The organism is Novosphingobium lentum NBRC 107847, assembly GCF_001590965.1.
GTDB classification, from domain to species: Bacteria; Pseudomonadota; Alphaproteobacteria; order Sphingomonadales; family Sphingomonadaceae; genus Novosphingobium; species Novosphingobium lentum.
Genome location: NZ_BCTW01000048.1, coordinates 1 through 1,181, shown reverse-complemented (window position 1 = coordinate 1,181; position 1,181 = coordinate 1). Strand labels below are relative to the sequence as shown.

The 1,181-nt window shown below is 61.8% G+C and carries 1 pseudogene and 1 other annotated feature; the pseudogene reads left to right on the top strand.

The annotated features are described in order from the left end of the window. Positions 1–53 precede the first annotated feature (53 nt). A pseudogene (locus tag NL2_RS20960) lies at positions 54–1,181 on the top strand (IS3 family transposase); the annotation flags it as partial. After that, positions 335–451, top strand: a sequence feature (AL1L pseudoknot). (Overlaps the previous pseudogene by 117 nt.)

Sequence of the window (1,181 nt, the reverse complement as noted above, 5' to 3'; positions counted from 1 at the left end):
TGAACCGCACCGGGATTGTCGGAGGCTCCAACTCCTGAGAAGGCGGAGCCTGTATGAGCAAGACAACGAACAAGTTTTCACCCGAGGTTCGCGCCCGTGCGGTGCGGATGATATTGGATCACGAGAGCGATTATCCGTCGCGCTGGTCGGCCGTGGTGTCGGTTGCCGACAAGATCGGCTGCGCACCGCAGACGCTTCACGAGTGGGTGAAGAAGGTCGAGGTCGACAGCGGCAAGCGTGCTGGCGTACCGACCGATACGGCAGACAAGCTGAAGGCGCTGGAACGCGAGAACCGCGAGCTGCGGCAGGCCAACGAGATTCTTCGTAAGGCGTCAGCATATTTTGCGCAGGCGGAGCTCGACCGCCCGTTCAAGCGATGATCGCGTTTATCGACGATCAGCGTGCCGTTCATGGGGTCGAGCCGATCTGCAACGTCCTGCCGATCGCCCCTTCCACCTACCACAAGCATGTCGCGCAGCGACGAGATCCATTGCGCCTTTCGGCGCGGGGAAGACGTGACCTGACGCTCAAGCCGGAGATCGCACGCGTGTTCGCCGAGAACTTCGCGGTCTACGGCGTGCGCAAGGTGTGGCGGCAGATAAGGCGCGAAGGGTTCGCCATAGCCCGCTGCACCGTCGAACGGCTGATGCGCGATATGGGTTTGCACGGGGTGATCCGTGGCAAGCCGGTGCGCACGACGATCAGCGACAAGGCGGCGCCCTGTCCGCTGGATCACGTCAACCGTCAGTTCCACGCACCAGCGCCCAACCGGCTATGGGTGTCGGACTTCACCTATGTCTCGACCTGGGGCGGGTTCGTCTATGTCGCGTTCGTGATCGACGTCTACGCCCGCTATATCGTTGGCTGGCGGGTCAGCCGACGGCGCATGCCAGCTTCGTGCTGGATGCCTTGGAGCAGGCTTTGCACGATCGTCGGCCAGTTCATCGTGGCGGCTTGGTTCATCACAGCGACCGCAGGTCGCAATACGTATCCATAAAATACACCGAACGCCTCGCCGAAGCCGGCATCGAACCATCGGTCGGCAGCGTGGGCGACAGCTACGACAACGCTTTGGCCGAGACGATCAATGGCCTTTACAAGGCCGAAGTGATCCATCGGCGTGGACCATGGCGCAGCTTCGAAGCAGTCGAGTTCGCCACGCTCGAATGGGTGGACTGGTT